We start from the raw sequence: 19,254 nt of genomic DNA, 5'->3' as shown, positions 1-19,254 counted from the left end.
AAAAAAAGAGATCCTAGCTTTTACTCCAAAGAAAAATACGGAGCAAATAAGAACAAATTAGGTAAAATTATATAAACTGTAGAAGGTGGTCTAAAAGGTGGTCTGAAAATAGCTATTTAAAGAAAAAAACTATATATTTCAATATGTTTAAGAAATAAAATGGTGCCCCCAGAGAGACTCGAACTCCCGACCCCCTGATTACAAATCAGGTGCTCTACCAACTGAGCTATAAGGGCGTAACCATGTAGGAGTTAGCACAAACTAACAAAAAGGAAAACAGAAAATTATTAAATTTTATGTATATTAAAAGAAAACTATATAAAAAATAACCAATTTATTTCCTTTTTCCACTTTTTACAGCAAGGTTGGAACTATCCTTATGTTGATATCTTATAGAATCTTTTATAAGAATGCACCGTTTTGCTATCGAATTACGAATCTGAAGACTTTGATTGATGAGCAAGGTAATTTTCTAGCCAGTGAATATTATAATTACCATCAGCAACATCTTGATTATTAATAAGATCGCGAAAAAGAGGCAGTGTAGTTTTTATCCCATCGACGACAAATTCATCTAAAGCACGCCGTAAACGCATCATACATTCTAAACGGGTACGTCCATGAACAATCAGCTTTCCAATCATGCTATCATAGTAAGGAGGAATGCGATAACCTGAATAAGCGCCTGAATCAACACGAATCCCTAAACCTCCAGGTGTATGAAAATGTGTAATGGTTCCAGGTGATGGCGTAAAGTTAATAGGATCTTCTGCATTAATACGGCATTCAATGGCATGACCAGAAAAACAGACTTCATCTTGTGTCACTGAAAGTTTACAGCCTGATGCAATATGGATTTGTTCGTGGACTAAATCTATACCTGTAATTGCTTCAGTTACAGGATGCTCGACTTGTAAACGTGTATTCATTTCAATAAAATAAAATTCGCCATTTTCATAAAGAAATTCAATAGTACCAGCTCCACGATATCCAAGTTGGGCACAAGCATTTGCAACAATATTTCCAATTTTTTTCCGTTCAGTTTCATTAAGTGCAGGTGACGTAGCTTCTTCCCATACTTTTTGATGCCGTCGTTGAAGTGAACAATCGCGTTCTCCTAAATGAATAGCATTTCCCGCACCATCACCTATGACTTGAATTTCAATATGACGGGGTTTTTCTAAATATTTTTCTATGTAAACAGCGTCATCACCAAAAGCAGCTTTCGCTTCTGAACGCGTTGTTTTGAGAGCTATAGAAAATTCTTGTTCAGAATGAACGACTTTCATACCACGTCCGCCACCACCGGCAGAAGCTTTTATAATAACTGGATAACCAATTTCACGAGCAGTGCGTAAAGCATCTGATTCTTCAGTGACTGCTCCATCTGAACCTGGAACTACAGGAATACCAAGTTTTTTGGCGGTTTTCTTTGCTTCGATTTTATCGCCCATGATGCGGATATGAGTAGCTGTTGGACCGATGAATGTAATATTATGGGCTTCTAGAACATCTGCAAATTTTGCATTTTCAGAAAGAAAGCCATAACCTGGATGAACAGCATCCGCTCCTGTAATTTCACAAGCAGCAATAATTTGCTGAATACTCAAATAAGAATCACGAGCGGGAGGAGGGCCAATACAAACACTTTCGTCAGCAAGACGAACATGCATTGCATCTGCATCAGCGGTAGAGTGAACAGCCACGGTTTTTATGCCAAGTTCTTTACATGCACGTAAAACGCGAAGAGCAATTTCTCCTCGATTAGCAATGAGGATTTTTCGAATCATGGTTGCCCCTCGCTTTATTCAACAATAATAAGTGGTTCACCAAATTCAACAGGTTGACCATCTTTGACAAGAACAGTGGTTACCGTACCGGAGCGCGGTGATGAAATTTGATTCATTGTTTTCATGGCTTCAATAATAAGTAATGTCTCCCCTTCAGAAACATTTTGTCCTACTTCTACAAAAGGTTGTGCGCCTGGTGAGGGTGCAAGATAAGCTGTTCCAACCATTGGAGAGGTTATTGTGTTTTTTGATTTATCTTCTTGGATAGATTGTATAGGAGATTCAGCTGTTGGAACTGGAGAAGATGTTACAGAAAAAGTAGGAGTAGAAACAGGGGCATAGATTGCTTGCTCAGAAGAAGTTAAGGTATTTTGGCGTGAGACACAAATACGAAGCTCCCCTTGTTCAACTTCAATGTTCGTTAAATTTGTATCATTCAAAATTTCAGCAAGATCACGAATAATTTTCGTATCAATTGCGGTTTTTGCCGAATCCATTTTTTTTGTTGCCATTTTATTTCTAACTCCTTGATCAATGAAGATCGTCATTATCTCATTTTATGACCGAATATCTCTAGATTAGGGATGACATCTTTTGAGGCTTTAAAGATTTTTATTTCCTTTAAATCATTATACTTTGCAATTTAAAACTTGTATCTGCTTTACGTAAAATTGCACTTATAAGCCTGTTATCAAAAAAGAGAAAGCATAAAATTACCTCATTTACAGTATTCTTCCTAAAACGGATCAGGTATTCACTGTGTATTATCTATCGCTTGTTTTAGAATATCTTGTCTGGCTGCGCCGATGAATATTTTATCACCAATGATGTAAGAAGGTGTTCCCGTAATATGAAGTGCAGAGGCAATTTGAATGTTTTCTTTAAAAGCGTTTTGCAGAGTGGGATCTTTTATTGCATTATGTAGTTTTTTTTCATCTGCTCCTAATGAAACAGCTACTTTAATAGCTTTAGCTTCATTTGCACGACCCTGATACATTAAAAGCGTTTTGTGAAACTGAGGATATTTCTCTGGAAATTGTTTTCGAAATGCGTAGGCAACAGTATGGGCTGCCATAGAATCAGAGCTTAAAATTGGTAAGTCCTTGATAATAACCTTTAAATCTGGATATTCTTTTATCAAGTCTTCTATATTTGAATAGGAAATTTTACAATAACCACAGTTGTAATCAAAAAAATTGACAAGCACTCTTTTACCATTTGGGTTTCCCAAAACAGCGTCATGAGGAGAATGAAAAATCTCTTTTTCTAATGAATGAATGACAGAAGTTTGTTTTTGGTTTTCGTATTCATTCTGTTTTTCCAGCTTATCTTGAAGAATAAGCTGCATTTCAATCATAATTTCTGGATGAGTAAGAAGATACTCTCTGACGATTTGTTGAATATGATGAGAATCAGTATGTGGTATCATTTTTTCTTTAAGCTTAGATAAAAAGCTAGAATCTTCCAAAAGTTGTGATTTAAGCTTTTCTAAGCTTAAATCATTTGCTGTTTTTGAGTGTGATGTTGCGTTTGATAAAGAAGGTAAAAAGATTAAAATACTCGACATAACTATGACTAAAATTTTTGAAAAAAGTGTTATTTTCGAGTTTTGAGAGTGATAATTCATTTGTATACCTTCACATTTTTTAGGGTGTCATTGAGTGAACTATATGAAAAGCGCTATCTATGTGCAATGAAGCATTTAGTTATAGTGTATCTTTAAGAATGAGAAAAAACATCAATTTTTCTCTAAAAAGATTTCATATGATAAACCTTGGCTTGGTAAGGATTATGTTTTGTAAAAGATAAAAAAAATCTCTTTAATTTGTCAAATGTTGTTTTGATGTATAAGGGTATCAAAAGCTTTTTGTGCGTGTTTATTTTAGGAAAAAGTACGTTGATAATACAATGAAGAACATTTGTATTATTTTTTCCTGTTGCTTTATTGAGTACTGAGAAACAAAATTAAATAATGAAAAGTGAAATTATGAAAACCACAACACATTATGATCTGTTTATCATTGGAGGAGGGATAAACGGCTGTGGATTGGCAAGAGATGCAGCAGGACGCGGATTTAAAGTGGGATTGGCTGAAATGAACGATCTTGCATCTGGGACCTCAAGTGCGTCAACAAAGCTTATTCATGGTGGGCTTCGTTATCTTGAACACTATGAGTTCAAACTTGTTCGTGAAGCATTGAAAGAACGCGAGATTATTTTACGTATGGCTCCACATATTGTGCGTCCTTTGCGTTTTCTCCTTCCTTATCATAAAGAATTGCGCCCTGCTTGGATGTTGCGTTTTGGACTTTTTATTTATGATTATTTAGGGAATTGGAATCAGAAATTGTGGCGCAGTAAAACGATTAATTTTTCACAAAAATTTTGCTCTACACTGAAGAAAGAATATCAGAGAGGTTTTGAATATTCTGATGCAAGAGTAGATGATGCGCGTTTAGTTATTGGCAATGCTCGTGATGCAGAAAAGTGGGGAGCTGATATAAAAGTACGAACAGAAGTTCTCTCTTTAAAAAAAGAAGACAATAAATGGCGTATCTTTCTTCAAGACAAGTTAAGTAGCAAAGAATATAGTGTCACAGCTTCTTATGTCGCGAATATGACAGGTCCTTGGATTGATCATGTTTTAGCAAGCATATTAGATTGTAAAGAACATTCACCAGTACGGCTTGTTAGAGGTTCTCATATTTTGGTTCCCAAGCTTTATACTCATGATCGTGCTTATATTTTTCAAAATGGTGATGGGCGTATTATATTTGCTATTCCGTATCAAGAAGAGTTTACCTTACTTGGAACAACAGATTGTAATTATCAAGGAGATCCGGCTGACGTTCATATTACTGATACAGAAATTGATTATATTTGTGCAGCAGCCAGTGAATATTTCATACAACCAGTGTTGCCTGAAACGATTGTCTGGTCTTACTCGGGAGTTCGTCCACTCTATGATGATGGAGCTTCAAAAGCACAAGAAATTACGCGCGATTATGTTTTAAAAGAAATGGGAACAGGAACGACACCAAAGATACTTAATCTTTATGGTGGAAAGATTACAACTTATCGTAAGTTGGCTGAAGATGCGATGAAATTTGTTGAAAAAGAGCTTGGTAAAAAGAGAGCATCATGGACGGCTAAGGCAGTACTTCCAGGGGGTGATTTTCCCTATAACAAATTAGATACAATCGAAAATAGGATTGCTCTTTTGATGCCAGATTTAGATGCTTTTACACATCGCAGGCTTGCACGCTCCTACGGTACGGAAGCATTGGTGATCTTTGCACATGGTAAGGCAAATAAAGGAAAAAATTTTGGACATGGGCTTTATGAAGTAGAAGTAAAATGGTTGATGGAAAAAGAATGGGCTAAAGTATGTGAAGATGTGTTATGGCGTCGTTCAAAACTGGGTCTCCTATTTAATGAACAAGAGGTTGATACTCTTTCTTCCTATATGCAAAGCCAACAAGAGATTGAACAACTTTTATGATCATTTTATTTTACAGATTTTATCTGCAATATTGTAAAATATTTTCCTTAAAGAGATACTGATATCAGTCATAGATATTAAAAAGGCAATGGCTGTCTATACCCTGATTTTAGTTTTTTTTGCAAGAATCACAAAATGGCAAAATTAGATAGAATATTTAGGATGAAATTTGTCTATCTTATAAAGTGAAATTCAAGAATGTTACCAAGAATAACTCATTGAAAAAAATGATTTATAATTAGATTCATGTGAAATAAGGATTTTTATTCTTTCTTTAGGAGAAGATAAAGATACTTTCTGTAGCATTTATTTGCACAATAAGTTAAAAAAATCTAAAGAAAATTAAATCTATTATAAAAAATTGTATAATGTGTTAGTTTAGCATTTATTATCTTAAATGCTGTGCTAAATCATGTAAGGATGGAGGCTTGATGAGCGTAAGAAGAACTTGTAAATGAGTTTTTTATATTATGGTGAAAATCTTCTTTTTTCATGTTTATATACCTAAACACTAATCTATGAGAAATGCGATATTGTGTTTTATCATGATTGATTGTAGTAAACCTTGATATCAATTGAAAATAATGAACTGTTATTATACTCATGATAGTATAAGAGAATAAAATTTTCCGTAAACTAAAAGTAAGTATTTTTCTATGTATAAAGAGAGAGCTATAGGGACGTGAGAGTAATACCCTCATGATATTTTACAACCTTCCATCGCCTATAAAATTTGCAGTAGCACCAATGTTGGACTGGACAGACCGACATTGCAGGTTTTTTTATCGTCTTTTAACGAAAAAAGCTCTCCTTTATACGGAAATGATGGTAGCAGATGCTGTCATTCATGGTGTTCGCGAACAATTGTTGGCTTTTAGCGATAAAGAACGTCCAGTTGCATTACAACTAGGGGGGGCTGATCCGAGAAAGTTAGCAGAAGCTGCACGAATTGCTGAGGATTTTGGCTACAACGAAATAAATCTTAATGTCGGGTGCCCATCAAATCGTGTTCAAGCAGGTGTCTTTGGGGCTTGTTTGATGCTACATCCAGACATTGTGGCAAATGCCGTGGAAGCGATGAAACGAGAGGTTACTATACCTGTAACTGTCAAATGTCGGATTGGAGTGGACGAACAAGATGAAGAGTTAGCGTTAGATCTTTTGGCTAATCAGGTTTGGAATGCTGGATGTGATGCGCTCTGGATACATGCACGCAAGGCATGGCTGCAAGGATTGAGTCCGAAAGAAAACCGTAATATTCCGCCCCTTAATTATGAAAGAGTTTACAAATTAAAACGTAAATATCCTCATAAATTCATTGGGATAAATGGTGGAATTAAATCGATTGATGAGATCAAAGAACACTTAACTTTCTGTGATGCTGTCATGGTTGGTCGCCAAGTTTATCATAATCCAGCTTTGTTAAAACATATTGATTTTGAACTCTATGGTGAGACGCAAAATAATCTGAGTGAGAGTGATCTTATTGAGGTTATGTGTGATTATACAGCTCGACATATTGCATCGGGGGGGCGGCTTTCTCATGTGACACGTCACATGATTGGTTTATTTCATGGGCGGGGTGGGGCACGTCGATGGAGGCAAATATTATCAAATGATGCGACAAAACCAAATGCAGATATATGTATTTTAAAAGAAGCTTTTTATGCTCTCATTTAATAATAGCCTAATAATTAACATATATTAAAGTTGAGATCCTTTGCGTTTGGATGTCTTTGCGATAATTTTGATCTCTTCAATTTTATAAGTTTTTGAAAGTTTATAACTTTTATTATGCATAAGAATTGTTGGAATGTATATATTAAACGGCATGCTGATTATGCCTATTAAATAAAAAATAGGTTAAGGGTATCACTGTAAAGGTAATCATAAGATATTAATAACATTTTGAATCTTGCACGTTTGTTATTAGGGTTGAAAATAGAATGTAGAAATTATTGCTTTCATAGTATTTAACATTTTTAAAGCACTGTTAAAAAAACAATAAATTATTCATATCCTGTATATATGACGGGATTTTCATAAACATTGTAGATTTTAAAAGGTATCCTTATGACCGCTAGTCCATTTGATGATTTTCGTGCTTTGCTTACAAATTTACCTGTTGCTGATGAGTTTTCTATAATTTTGGCAAAAAAACGGCAAAAAGACTTAACAAAAGAGCAAGGAACATTAGGAAAACTAGGAGATATTGCTGTTTGGTATGCGGGGTGGAGGGGTACAGAAAAACCTATCGTAACGAGACCTTTGGTCGCTATTTTTTCTGGAAATCATGGTATTGTAGAGGAGAATATTACACCATTTCCACAATCTATGACACAAAAAATGGTAGAAAATTTTGCCTCTGGTGGAGCTGCTATCAATCAAATTTGTATTGCTTATGATCTTGGATTAAAAATATTTGATTTAGCATTAGAATATCCAACAATGAATATTACGAAGGATGCCGCAATGGATGAGCGGAGTGCGGCTGCTACAATGGCATTTGGAATGGAATCCATTGCGGGTGGAACAGATCTTTTATGTATTGGAGAAATGGGAATTGGAAACACAGCAATAGCTTCAGCTTTATGCTTAGCATTGTTTGGAGGGGAAGTGGAAGAATGGACAGGAAATGCTATGGAATCAGAAGGTGATTTTTATCAGCGTAAAATTGCAGCGGTTAAGACAGCTATTTCTTTGCACAAGGATTATTTCAATGATCCTTTTGAGATAATGCGTCGCTTAGGAGGACGTGAGATTGCTGCTATGGTTGGTGCTATTTTAGCAGCAAGAATAGAAAAAATACCCGTTATTTTAGATGGTTTTGTGGCAACAGTAGCTGCAGCGGTTCTTTATAAAATGCATCCAAAAGCTCTTGATCATACCCTTGTTGGACATGTTTCTTCTGAGACAGCTCATCGTAAACTTTTAAAAAAAATTGGCAAAGAACCACTTCTAGATTTGGGGATGCGTCTTGGTGAAGGGACAGGAGCAGCTATGGCAGCTGGTATCGTCAAAGCCGCTGTTTTAACACATGCACAAATGGCAGTTTTGGAACAAGAAAGTTTGAATGCCTAAAAGATCATGAGACGGATATAAAAATCTTAAGAGTTTTGTTCATGCGTCTTGTCGTGTAATTTAATATAATTAAGTGGAAGTTCCGTTGTATATTTAATCTGTTCCATTGCGAAAGAAGATGAGACATCACGGATATCAATTTTAGAAATTAATTTTTTATAAAAAAGATCATAAGCTTCAATGTTGGGCACAACAACACGCAATAAATAGTCAATATCTCCACTCATTCGATAAAATTCAATGACTTCACGGAATTCTTGCACAATTTTTGAAAAACGCTTAAACCATTCATGACTATGTGTATTTGTGCGAATAGACACAAAAACAGTGACGTGTGCGTTTACTTTTTCTGGAGAAAGAACAGCAACACGACGCTGAATGACGCCATCTTCTTCAAGTTTTTGAATTCTACGCCAGCAAGGAGTGGTCGAAAGTCCCACTTTTTTAGCAATATCAGCAACAGAAAGTGTCGCATTTTCTTGCAAAAGATGTAAAATTTTTCGGTCAAGACGATCCATATTTTTTCTCAATATTTTAATTTATAAAAATTTACGCACTAAACAACGCAGATATACAATAAGCTCATCGTTAAACCATGGGTTTTTCTGTAACCAAGAAGTATTTCGCCATGACGGATGAGGCAAAGGCATAACATTATAGCCTCGAGGTTGAGGAATGGAAAGAATATTTCTCCAATCACCAACAGTTGCAGAAACGGTTTTATGTTTTAATTCTGTAATGTGCCACTTTTGCGCATAACTGCCAATAGCAAGAACAAGCTTTATTTGAGGCATTGCCTGAAATATCTTTTCATGCCATATTTCTCGACATTCACGTCTTGGTGGTAAATCAGCTTTATTTTTATCATAACCTGGAAAACAAAATCCCATAGGAACAATAGCAAAGAGAGATTTATTATAAAATTCTTCTTTCGTGACACCTAGCCAATTACGCAATTTTTCGCCAGAGCGATCATTAAAAGGGATAGAAGTTTCATGGACACGCAACCCTGGCGCTTGGCCTGCAATTGCAATCGAAGCAGTATCGGATAAATAAACGACAGGGTTTGGTTCATGAGGAAGAGGAGGAAAATAATGGGGTTGTTGGACGCAAACACGACAGGAATAGATCTTTTTTTCAAGTTTGATAATTGGGCTACATTGTTTCATTAGTAAATAAAATTAAAAAATATTTTTTTATTCTGTGCGAGGATTTGCTTTGCGCCATTCTTTTGGTCGTTGAAAACTTGATGCCCATATTCCTTTCTTTTTCTTTCTAGCTTCTTGCTCTTCTTTGGGGTATTCATAATAATTTACAGCCCAACCATTATGTACAAGTGTTGCGTTGATATTGCTAACTTGTTTTGTTTTACATGTTGCAAGAATACGGCGATATTTATCTGTTTTTTTCCAGTGACATGTAACAGTTTGATTTTTTAATAGTTGTTCTAAATATTTTTTTGCCTCAAGCCCACAAGGGTAGCGCGCTTCCTTTTTTCCACAAAATTGGTGGAGTTCAGGAGCATCAATTCCAGCTAGTCGAATCTTAATTGAAGAAATCATAATGGTATCGCCATCAATGATTAATGCATTTCCTTCAACAGAGTTTTGAGAAGAAAATTTTTCTTTTTGAGGCAACCGCTGAGTTTTCTTAAAATAAGTTGACATAATGATAAGAATGCTAGCAGCGACAAAAATACTGAAACCGATTACTTTTAGATTAAAGCTTCTTAGATTAAAATGAGAAAAAGATTTTTTCATGAAATAAAGAAACTGCTAACATTATTATAACTCTATTTTAGTATTGTTTATAATTGACCCGAGAAACTTTATTCATATGACGAAACAGTGTTTCGTTTTAATGACAAAATTTTCATTAGATATCACAATAATCAAATACTCATACAGAATATATGTAAGCAACTTAAATAATAAATCAACTTATCCAAATCCGTACAAAACATACAAAGTTTAAAGTAAACTTTTTAAACTTAAGGAAATAAAAAAACATCCCTCAAAAAATAACTTTGAAGAGCAATACTCCCACATTTCTTTTGGAGTATAAAATCTATCAATTTAATAATAATTTTATTTATTTAATTTTTGTTTCCTTAAATTCAACGTGCTTTTTTACAACTGGATCATATTTACGCTTGCTCATTTTATCTGTCATTGTACGGCTGTTTTTCTTTGTTACATAGAAAAAACCAGTATCTGCAGTTGATAAAAGCTTGATCTTAATGGTTGCTGCTTTAGCCATAATGTAAATACCCTATTTATACTGAAAAAATATTATTGCTGTCAAAACTTATTTCCGACATCATCAGATTTTCCGGCAACACTACGGATGTTCTCAAAAAAGTCAAGAGCTGATTAATTTTCTCATAAGTTGGACAAACACCAAAATGACATATAAACCGAAAAAAACAGCCATGGCTATTGAAAAACCAAAGGGTTTAAAGATATCCATGGATTTTCCGATAAAGGTCGGTCCGATGAGCATACCAATTCCATAACAAAAAATAAAAGCAGAATTAGCAGCAGCAAGTTCTTGCCCCTTGAGACGGGCTCCTAAATGTGCAAGACTAATTGTATAAAGGCTCGCTGATACACCACCCAGAAAAAACAAATCAAGCATCAGAATCCATGGATATTGAAGAATCCATGGTACTATAAAAGTTCCTATAAAACCTAAAATAGCGCAACTCATCAGCGGGTAGCGTCGATCTTTGGCGTAGTCGCTTATAATGCTGATAGGAATTAAGAGGAAAATATTCCCAAGTGCAAGGGTTGCCATAAAATGTGCTGCTTCATTCTCATTATAACCAATGGATAAACTAAAGGGTATTATAAGAGTTAATACGCCCATTTGAATGGCCCCGTAAACAAGGACCGCCATCATTGCACTTGGAACGTGAAAAAGATAACGAAAAAATGGCATATATTGATTTTTTTGAAATTCTGGACTTAATTTCCAAGCGGTAAGAATTGGTATAGTAGCAAGTATAATAAGGCTATATCCAACAGCAAAAGGAATAAATCCTTGTGTTCCCACTTTTGCTAGCAGCGTTAGACCTATTATAAACCCTAATCCTAAGACAATAGCATAAATAGAAAGGATCAAACCGCGTTTTTTTGGGGGAGCATAACTGTTGATCCAAAACTCTGACAGGATAAACATAACTGTCATGCTGAAATGTAATATAAACTTTAAAATAAACCAAACCCATATGGGATCAAAAAAATAGAATCCTAAAAAACTTAAAGATCCTATCGCCATCATAAGCAATATTGTTTGAGCGATTCCTAAGTATAAGGCAATTCGAGACGTAAAAATAGCTGCAATAATTGTGGCGATTCCACCAACTGTTCCACTATAGCCGATTGTACTGTTGGAAAGTCCTTTCTCTGCCATAAGAAGAGAGACAAGTTGTGTTCCCATTGCCAATGCTGTTCCAACAGTGCCAATGGTTGCAATAGCGGCAATAATTGCACGCAAAGAATTATTTTGAGAGTCAAAAGGTTTTTTTTTCATGAGAATGGCTTAAGGTACTCTTGTTTATTTAAACAATGAAAAGATGAGCTGAAATGAAAGGGAGCCAAAACTATCCTTTGCAGTTTCTCTCATTTTCTAAGTATAAAAAACTGCAAGATTTTTATATGGTTATTATAGACTTAACAATAAAATTTATCCTCTTGTATACTAAAGAAATAAGATTGTATATATAAATATTATATAATATAAGTCATTTCTTAAATTGAATTTATTATTCATATATATTCAATGGAGGGCAAGAAGATTAATTTTTTCTTTTCCCATAAAAAGTATACTTTTGTTTTTTTAATTTGTTTTTATGGTAGGATGTCGGTGAAAATTTTATTGGACGAGGTTTTGTTAACAGTTCAAAGCATAAAGCGCCAGCAAAAGGTTGTACCGTTATAAGTTTTACTTCTACAACATCACTGAGCTGATAGCCTTTATGGCTACGCTGTCCTACAAGAACATGTTGTGCTTCATCAAAATGATAATAATCATTTTTAAGTGTAGAAATATGGATAAAACCATCTGTATTGAGTTTATCAAGTGAGATAAAAAGACCTGCTTTTGTAACTCCGGAAATGCGGCCTGTAAAAATACGACCGATTTTATTCGTTAAATAGTGAGCAACAAGCCGATCAATCGTTTCTCTTTCAGCCATCATTGCACGGCGTTCGTATAAAGAAACTTGCGTAGCAATTTCTGCAAGATTTTGTTCTTGTGTATCTGTTAATTGATCATTTCCTAATTTGAGAGCTTTAATGAGTGCTCGATGAATAATGAGATCAGCATAACGACGGATTGGTGATGTAAAATGTGTATAGTTCTGCAAATTTAAACCAAAATGGCCACTATTTTTAGGGTTGTACTCTGCTTGTGATTGTGAACGCAAAATAACTTGATTGACTAGTTCTTGTTGTTGAGTATGAGCGACCTTTTCTAAAATTCTATTAAGGCGCGCTGAGGTAAGTTCGCTTCCGCGGGAGAGTGGTATCCCCAAACTTTGAAGAAAGCTCCGAAGTATTTCTTGCTTAGCAAGAGAAGGTTTTTCATGAATACGATAAATGAGCGGCTGGTGATGTTGTTTTAATGTTTCAGAAGCTGCAATATTAGCTTGTATCATAAACTCTTCAATTAAACGATGCGCTTCTAATTGTGTTTCACTCACAACATCTTTTATGCATCCATTTTGATCAAGAATAATCTTTTTTTCTGCAATTTCTAATTCTAGTGGTTGGCGACGATTTCGCGCAGCTTTAAGGCATGCATAGGCTTCCCATAAGGGGTGCAAAATGCTCTCAAAAAGAGGGGTTATTTTTTCATTTATATTACCTTCAATTGCCAATTGTACTTCTTGATAAGAAAGTTTGGCTCTTACACGAATCATAGTACGATGAAAACTATGTTTTCGTTTATTACCGTTTGCATCAAAAATCATACGAACGGCTAAAGCTGGTCTTTCTTTTCCTTCACGCAGAGAACATAAATCATGAGAAAGGCGTTCAGGTAACATTGGCACAACGGTATCAGGAAAATAAACAGAATTTCCACGTTTCAATGCTTCTTTATCTAAAGCGCTTCCTGTTTTGATATAATAAGAAACATCTGCAATGGCTACAATAATAATCCAACCATCATTATTTGCTGGATCCGTATCCTTGGTTGCATAAACTGCATCATCATGGTCTTTTGCATCTGGTGGATCAATTGTAATAAAGGGTAATTGTCGCCAATCTTCACGATTATCCATATTGGCAGCTTTGATATGTTTGGCTTGCTCAAGAACACTTTCAGGAAAAATATAAGGAATTCCTTTCGAAAGAAGCGCTATCATTGAGAGTGTTTTCTCACTCTTAATGTGCCCTAAAACATTCTTTATTTTTGCGCTCTTTAATCCGTAACCAGTATTTTTTTTTATTTCGACTTCAACGAGATCACCAATTTGAATCTTCATTTCTGGAGACATTTCAACAATGAGTTCATTGGTTTTGCGGTCTATAGGATCAAGGCGCCATTGATTATTTTCCAATTTTCGCACAATAGCAAATGCGCTTTTGGGAGATACATCAATTTTACGAATAATTCGTCCCGTATAAGGATGGCTTGAGCTTTCAGAATTTTTATTTCGAAAAACTTTTACAAGAATATGATCTCCAACACCAATATTACTTCCTTTTATGTGATGAAAAGAGTGTATTTCAATATTGGGCTTTGGAGAATCTTCCCATTCAAGAGGTTGTGCAATAAAACTTCCATCTTTATCACGTCCGCTAATTTTTACTAAAGAAACAGGGGGTAATTTTCCTTTGTTTATTGCTCTTTTGTGGTGTTTAGATATGAGATTTTGATCCTTTAACTCACGTAACATATCTCTAAGCCAGATACGAGAATCGCCTTTTAAGTTAAAAGCTTTAGCGATTTCTCGTTTACTTGAGTGGTTAGGATTCTCAATTATAAAGGAAAGGATTGCTTCCTTATTGGGAAAAGTTTTCCCCTTGAATGAAGAGAGATATTTTATGTTTTTTTCACCTTTAGCCAAAATTTATGTCTCTTTTATTTTTGCTTTTGTTTTAGAAGAAGCTCTTTTTGAAGTTGTTTTTTTACTCGATGCTTTAGCCGATATAAGTTCTAGTGCCTCTGGAAGTGTTACACTAATGGGATCTTTATCTTTTGGCAATGTTGCATTAATTTTACCCCAATTGACATAAGGACCATAACGCCCGTTGCGCACGGTAATGGTTCCTCCTTCGGGATGCTCTCCTAATGTTGCCAATGCTTCAGGTGTTGTTCTGCTTTGCCTGGTTTTGTTTTCTTGTTGTTCTGCTAATACTGTAACAGCGCGATTGATACCAATATCAAAAACTTCATCTGCATGAAGAAGGCGCGCAGATTTTCCATTATGGCTAAGATAGGGACCATATCGTCCAATCGTAGCCGTGATTGTTTTTCCGGTTTCAGGATGAATGCCAATTTCACGGGGAAGGGATAGTAAAGCCAAGGCTTTATCAAGGGTTACATTTTCTGCCTGCCATTCTTTTGGTAATCCTGCACGCTTAACTTCTTTGCTTTCACCAAGTTGAATATAGGGACCAAACCGGCCATTACGAAGAGAGATCTCTTTTCCTGTTTCAGGGTCAATACCAAGTATAACAGGTTCATCATTGCGTACAGCTTCATTCTCTTCTCCAGTATCTGTACCAAGTTGGTGTGTGTATTTACATTCGGGATAATTGGAACAGCCAACAAAAGCACCATAACGCCCAAGTTTTAATGATAATTGACCATTTTTACAAAGAGGACAGGAACGCACATCACTTCCATCTTCGCGTTCAGGAAAGGCGAGAGGTGCTAATGTTATATTTAAAGCATCAAGAACATTGGTTATACGGAGTTCTTGGATATTGCTAATAGATGCATTAAATCCATCCCAAAAATCTCGCAATACGTCTTTCCAAGAAAGTTTGCCATCAGAGATAAGATCCAGCTTTTCTTCAAGATCTGCTGTGAAACCATATTCTACATAGCGATTAAAAAAATTTTCAAGAAAGGCTGTAACAATACGTCCCTTGGCATCGGGAATAAGCTTTCGTTTATCAATGACAATATATCCACGGTCACACAATGTCGCTAATGTGGATGCATAAGTTGAAGGACGACCAATTCCTAACTCCTCAAGCTTTTTAATTAATGAAGCTTCAGAATAACGAGAAGGGGGCTCTGTGGTATGTTGTACAGATTCAACTTTTTCTTTTGTAAGTGCTTCACCAGTGTTTATTTGTGGTAAACGTGTTGTTTCATTTTCTTCATTATTTTCTTCGTCTCGTTGATCCGTGTAGACGGAAATAAAGCCATCAAAACGAACAACAGATCCTGTTGCCCGTAGATTTGCACGCTCTTCTCCTTGCTGTGCTTCAATTTCAACGGTTGTACGTTCAATGTCAGCAGAGCGCATTTGGCTGGCAATGGCACGCTTCCATATCAGATCATAGAGCTTTGCTTGATCGCTATCGAGAAAATTACGGACTTGACTAGGATTGCGTTGAAAATCTGTTGGGCGGATCGCTTCATGTGCTTCCTGTGCATTTTTTGCCTTTGTTGAATAAAAACGTGGCTTTTCAGGAATATAGTCTTTTCCGAAAGTTTCATGAATAACTTTTCTTGCTGAATCAATAGCCTCTGGTGCTATCTGCACACCATCGGTACGCATATAAGTAATAAGCCCTGCCGTTTCACCATTAATTTCAATGCCTTCATAAAGCTTTTGGGCAATTTGCATAGTGCGAGAAGCTGAAAAACCTAGTTTTGAAGAAGCTGCTTGTTGTAGTGTAGAGGTCGTAAATGGAGGAAAAGGATTTCTCTTTGTAGGTTTTGCTTCAACACTGAGTGTATGATATTGAGCTTTCTCCAGCATAAAGCGAATTTGGTCTGCTTGTTCTTGAGATTGAATATCAAGCTTGCCTATTTTTCTTTGATTAAACATTGTCAATCTTGCTTGGAAACTATCATTTTGGATGGTTTTTAACTGTGTTGTAATGGACCAATAATCTTCTTTGATAAAATGTTCTATTTCTGATTCACGATCACAAATAATACGCAAAGCAACCGATTGAACGCGTCCTGCTGAACGCGCACCAGGGAGTTTACGCCATAAAACAGGTGAAAGTGTAAAACCAACGAGATAATCGAGAGCACGACGTGCAAGATAAGCATCGACAAGGGATGTATCAATATCACGTGGATTATTCATAGCATCAAGCACAGACTTTTTGGTGATGGCATTGAAGACAACTCTTTTAATAGGTTTATCTTTTAAAACTTTTTTTTGACGAAGAACATCCAGAATATGCCATGAAATAGCTTCCCCTTCACGATCAGGGTCTGTTGCTAATATAAGGCTATCGGCTTCTTTAACGGCTTTTGCTATTTCATTTAAACGTTTAGCGGCAGCAGAATCTATATCCCATTTCATAGAAAAATCTTGATCCGGTAAAACAGAACCATCTTTTGCAGGCAAATCACGAACATGTCCAAATGATGCGACAACTTTGTATTGAGATCCAAGATATTTATTAATTGTTTTTGCTTTTGCTGGAGATTCAACGATAACGATATTCATAATTTTACCCAAATATTGAAATAAAAATTTTTTTATAAACGCCTTTTACGCGAATAGCTAATGCCAATTGCTTAAGAGCACATAAAAAAATATTAGCCATATAAAAAACATGAATATTGTACAACTTATGATTGTCATTATTAGAGTACACCCTATATAGAATTACACGATTTATTTTCCACTGTTATTACAAAAACATACGGCGAAATACTAAGATAACGTCTATTGAGAGGTAGGAGGGGAAATGCTCAAGGATAGAGGATTATGTTTATAAATCATTTAAAAGTTATCCAATATATTACAGACATGTCAAAGCAAATGAATCAGATGGCGCGTCAGGCGCACAGTCCGCTTTTAGCATTGCTTTTGGATATGGTTGCCAAAGAAGGGCAAAGCATTATTAATAGTGCTGAGGCTCTTGGGGAAGATCAAGATTCGACAATGACACACAACCACCAGAGTGTCGAATAAGCTTTCCAGCAAGCTCGAGTTCTACCAACAAGAGGTAGAGAGTTGGGAGTGAAATACCTGAGTGGATACTGAGTGTGTCTAAGTCGATTGGCGTTGTTGAAAGAGCGGAGAGAACTGCTGCACGTGCTGCATCATCATCTGCTAAAGAGAGATCGCTGTTTTTTTCATCTGCTAAATTAAAATTCTCCTTTTCAAGTTGTAAGGAGGATGGTTCCTCAAAAAAATTGAGTTGCGAATTTGGAAGCGGTGAAATTAATGGCGTAAGTGTTTCTATAATGTCAGAAGGATGTGTGGTGAGTAGAGCACCGTCTTTGATAAGATTGTTTGTACCAACAGATCTTGGATCAAGTGGAGAACCGGGAATGGCAAAAATTAGCCGTCCCATTTCAGCTGCTTGACGTGCGGTAATTAAGGACCCTGAGCGCAGGGCTGCCTCTACAACCAAGAGACCAAGTGATAGAGCTGCAATAATACGGTTTCTTCTTGGAAAATCGATAGCACGCGGCTTCCAAGAAATGGGCATTTCGCTGATGATGGCTCCACCGTTGGCAATAATATCTTCATGCAACTTTTTATTTTCAGGAGGATAGATATGATCAATTCCTCCCGCCATGACTGCAACAGTTCCTGTTTTTAAACTTGCTTGATGCGCAACGCTATCAATTCCACGAGCGAGCCCAGAAATTGTTACAAAGTCTGCTTCTCCGAGAAAACGCGCAAATTGAGCTGTAAGCTTTTTTCCCGCAGCTGAAGCATTTCGAGAACCTATAATTCCAATAGAAGTTTTTTGAAAAATTGAAACATTACCTTTGATAGCAATAAGCGGCGGAGGGGCTTCTGTAACCTTAAGAAAAGCTGGATAATCTGGTTCTCCCATACCGATAAACCGGACACCTAATCTTTCAGCTTCTTGCATTTCTTTTTCTGCATCTTCTAAGCTTGCTATTTTAATAGATACAGAACCACCCCCTTTTCTACTAAGCTCTGGCAGTGCTGCCAGAGCATTTTCTGCTGTTTTATAATGATCAACGAGATTGCGAAAACTAACAGCTCCAATATTTTCACTGCGCAATAACCGTAACCAGCTTAGACGTTGATGATCAGTAAGCAGGATTCCTTTATTTATCTCCGTGTTGCGTACCAATCTTACTTTCTTCCCCAATTAATAATCTACCGATATTTGCAGAATGTTTTATAAACACAAATACGCTCATCACAATCAGCATACAATAGAAATAAGAAGCGGAAAAATAAAAAACAAATATCGGTGTGATCGTAACAGCAATAAGCGCAGATAATGAAGAATAACGCATGAGGAGAAAAATCGCACTCCATACAATAATAAAAATAATTGCTGCAGGCCAATAGATTCCTAAGCAGACTCCTAGATAGGTAGCAACACCTTTGCCACCTTTAAATTTAAGCCATACGGGGAAAAGATGTCCTAAGAAAACAAAAAAGCCTGCTAGAGAAACAAGGATACTATTGTCTAGCGGATCACTAAAAAACTTTATAACGAAAACAACGATAGTTCCTTTCAACATATCACAAAGAAGTGTTAGAGCAGCAAGCTTTTTATTTCCTGTTCGTAAAACATTTGTTGCTCCAATATTGCCGGAACCGATTGTTCTTATATCACCAATTTTGAACAATTTCGTAAAAAGAAGCCCAAATGGAATCGAGCCAATGAGATAAGATACGAGGAAAATAAACCATGGAGTGGACTGAAAAAATATTTCTGCTTCATTCATTAAGAA

The 19,254-nt window shown here is 36.0% G+C and carries 16 protein-coding genes and 1 tRNA gene; 4 read left to right on the top strand and 13 right to left on the bottom strand.

Features of this window, described 5'->3' with window-relative positions:
- Window positions 1-160: 160 nt before the first annotated feature.
- The 4 genes from ACFINK_RS05870 to ACFINK_RS05855 form a co-directional block, all read right to left on the bottom strand.
- Window positions 161-236, bottom strand: a tRNA-Thr gene (locus ACFINK_RS05870).
- A 195-nt stretch (window positions 237-431) separates the two neighbouring features.
- A complete protein-coding gene (accC, locus tag ACFINK_RS05865; protein WP_375638420.1) occupies window positions 432-1,790 on the bottom strand; it encodes an acetyl-CoA carboxylase biotin carboxylase subunit in 1,359 nt (452 codons plus the stop codon).
- A gap of 14 nt (window positions 1,791-1,804) precedes the next feature.
- Window positions 1,805-2,302 (bottom strand): acetyl-CoA carboxylase biotin carboxyl carrier protein, encoded by a 498-nt coding sequence (gene accB / locus ACFINK_RS05860; RefSeq protein ID WP_375613403.1) that lies wholly within the window; start codon window positions 2,300-2,302, stop codon window positions 1,805-1,807.
- Between the two features lie 242 nt (window positions 2,303-2,544).
- Window positions 2,545-3,417, bottom strand: coding sequence for a DsbA family protein (locus tag ACFINK_RS05855; protein WP_375621287.1), 873 nt, complete (start codon window positions 3,415-3,417; stop codon window positions 2,545-2,547).
- A 345-nt stretch (window positions 3,418-3,762) separates the two neighbouring features.
- Between ACFINK_RS05855 and glpD the strand changes: the two genes are divergently transcribed.
- The 3 genes from glpD to cobT all read left to right on the top strand — a co-directional run bounded on the left by glpD (window position 3,763) and on the right by cobT (window position 8,373).
- The gene (gene glpD / locus ACFINK_RS05850) at window positions 3,763-5,292 is read left to right on the top strand and encodes a glycerol-3-phosphate dehydrogenase (RefSeq protein ID WP_375628154.1); all 1,530 of its coding nucleotides are present in this window, start codon (window positions 3,763-3,765) and stop codon (window positions 5,290-5,292) included.
- 699 nt (window positions 5,293-5,991) lie between these two features.
- Window positions 5,992-6,972 (top strand): tRNA dihydrouridine(20/20a) synthase DusA, encoded by a 981-nt coding sequence (gene dusA / locus ACFINK_RS05845; RefSeq protein WP_375613406.1) that lies wholly within the window; start codon window positions 5,992-5,994, stop codon window positions 6,970-6,972.
- Window positions 6,973-7,365: 393 nt separating this feature from the next.
- Window positions 7,366-8,373: a nicotinate-nucleotide--dimethylbenzimidazole phosphoribosyltransferase gene (gene cobT, locus ACFINK_RS05840; protein WP_375628152.1), complete on the top strand. Its 1,008-nt coding sequence runs from the start codon at window positions 7,366-7,368 to the stop codon at window positions 8,371-8,373.
- A gap of 26 nt (window positions 8,374-8,399) precedes the next feature.
- Here cobT and ACFINK_RS05835 read toward each other — a convergent pair whose 3' ends face one another.
- The 7 genes from ACFINK_RS05835 to topA all read right to left on the bottom strand — a co-directional run bounded on the left by ACFINK_RS05835 (window position 8,400) and on the right by topA (window position 17,026).
- Window positions 8,400-8,891 (bottom strand): Lrp/AsnC family transcriptional regulator, encoded by a 492-nt coding sequence (locus ACFINK_RS05835; RefSeq protein WP_015856433.1) that lies wholly within the window; start codon window positions 8,889-8,891, stop codon window positions 8,400-8,402.
- Between the two features lie 21 nt (window positions 8,892-8,912).
- Complete coding sequence (locus ACFINK_RS05830) at window positions 8,913-9,542, bottom strand: uracil-DNA glycosylase family protein (RefSeq protein WP_375638419.1); 630 nt, start codon at window positions 9,540-9,542, stop codon at window positions 8,913-8,915.
- A 27-nt stretch (window positions 9,543-9,569) separates the two neighbouring features.
- On the bottom strand, window positions 9,570-10,133 hold the full coding sequence (locus ACFINK_RS05825) for a thermonuclease family protein (protein WP_375628149.1): 564 nt from the start codon (window positions 10,131-10,133) through the stop codon (window positions 9,570-9,572).
- Between the two features lie 331 nt (window positions 10,134-10,464).
- Window positions 10,465-10,632 carry a 50S ribosomal protein L33 gene (gene rpmG, locus ACFINK_RS05820; protein ID WP_004864083.1) on the bottom strand — a complete coding sequence of 56 codons (168 nt, stop codon included), beginning with the start codon at window positions 10,630-10,632 and terminating at the stop codon, window positions 10,465-10,467.
- 102 nt (window positions 10,633-10,734) lie between these two features.
- Complete coding sequence (locus tag ACFINK_RS05815) at window positions 10,735-11,907, bottom strand: MFS transporter (protein WP_375628148.1); 1,173 nt, start codon at window positions 11,905-11,907, stop codon at window positions 10,735-10,737.
- 265 nt (window positions 11,908-12,172) lie between these two features.
- Window positions 12,173-14,449 carry a ribonuclease R gene (rnr, locus tag ACFINK_RS05810; protein ID WP_375638418.1) on the bottom strand — a complete coding sequence of 759 codons (2,277 nt, stop codon included), beginning with the start codon at window positions 14,447-14,449 and terminating at the stop codon, window positions 12,173-12,175.
- A 3-nt stretch (window positions 14,450-14,452) separates the two neighbouring features.
- On the bottom strand, window positions 14,453-17,026 hold the full coding sequence (gene topA, locus ACFINK_RS05805) for a type I DNA topoisomerase (RefSeq protein ID WP_375638417.1): 2,574 nt from the start codon (window positions 17,024-17,026) through the stop codon (window positions 14,453-14,455).
- A 264-nt stretch (window positions 17,027-17,290) separates the two neighbouring features.
- Between topA and ACFINK_RS05800 the strand changes: the two genes are divergently transcribed.
- Window positions 17,291-17,497, top strand: coding sequence for a hypothetical protein (locus ACFINK_RS05800; RefSeq protein ID WP_005773510.1), 207 nt, complete (start codon window positions 17,291-17,293; stop codon window positions 17,495-17,497).
- On the opposite strand, the gene dprA is transcribed toward ACFINK_RS05800, so the two are convergent.
- Window positions 17,427-18,659 carry a DNA-processing protein DprA gene (gene dprA, locus ACFINK_RS05795; RefSeq protein ID WP_375638416.1) on the bottom strand — a complete coding sequence of 411 codons (1,233 nt, stop codon included), beginning with the start codon at window positions 18,657-18,659 and terminating at the stop codon, window positions 17,427-17,429. The genes ACFINK_RS05800 and dprA overlap by 71 nt on opposite strands.
- A complete protein-coding gene (gene plsY, locus ACFINK_RS05790; RefSeq protein WP_375611937.1) occupies window positions 18,616-19,248 on the bottom strand; it encodes a glycerol-3-phosphate 1-O-acyltransferase PlsY in 633 nt (210 codons plus the stop codon). Before plsY ends, dprA begins: the two co-directional genes overlap by 44 nt.
- Window positions 19,249-19,254 lie beyond the last annotated feature (6 nt).

Source organism: Bartonella sp. AA16NXGY (assembly GCF_042197325.1).
Taxonomy (GTDB): domain Bacteria; phylum Pseudomonadota; class Alphaproteobacteria; order Rhizobiales; family Rhizobiaceae; genus Bartonella.
The sequence above is the reverse complement of the archived record's forward strand: the minus strand, read 5'-3'. Positions and strand labels throughout refer to the sequence as shown.